Annotated in this window: 1 pseudogene; it reads left to right on the plus strand. The window is 47.9% G+C overall.

The annotated features are described in order from the left end of the window. Positions 1-50 precede the first annotated feature (50 nt). Positions 51-411: pseudogene (locus RVS70_RS22840) on the plus strand (SLC13 family permease); the annotation flags it as partial.

Below are 411 nucleotides of genomic sequence, written 5' to 3' on the forward strand. Positions count from 1 at the left end.
CGGCTTAATCACACACAAATACTACATGACATGTCGGGGAGGGCATTACCATGCCGGTAATCATCGTTGCACTTGGGATCTTCGCATTACTATTTTTGATTATGGGCTTAAAACTAAACACATTTAGTTCCCTGCTGGTCGTATCGTTCGGCGTGGCACTGGCACTCGGGATGCCGTTCGATAAAGTTGTCAGCTCCATCGAACAAGGAATAGGGGGGACTCTTGGCCACATCGCGTTCATCTTCGGACTCGGTGCGATGCTGGGCAAGCTGATCGCGGATTCAGGAGGCGCACAGCGCATTGCGATGACGCTCGTTAACAAATTCGGTGAGAAAAATATTCAATGGGCCGTTGTCATTGCCTCATTCATTATTGGGATTGCGTTATTTTTTGAAGTAGGACTCGTTCTAT

It is taken from the genome of Virgibacillus sp. M23, assembly GCF_034190895.1.
GTDB classification, from domain to species: domain Bacteria; phylum Bacillota; class Bacilli; order Bacillales; family Amphibacillaceae; genus Virgibacillus; species Virgibacillus salarius.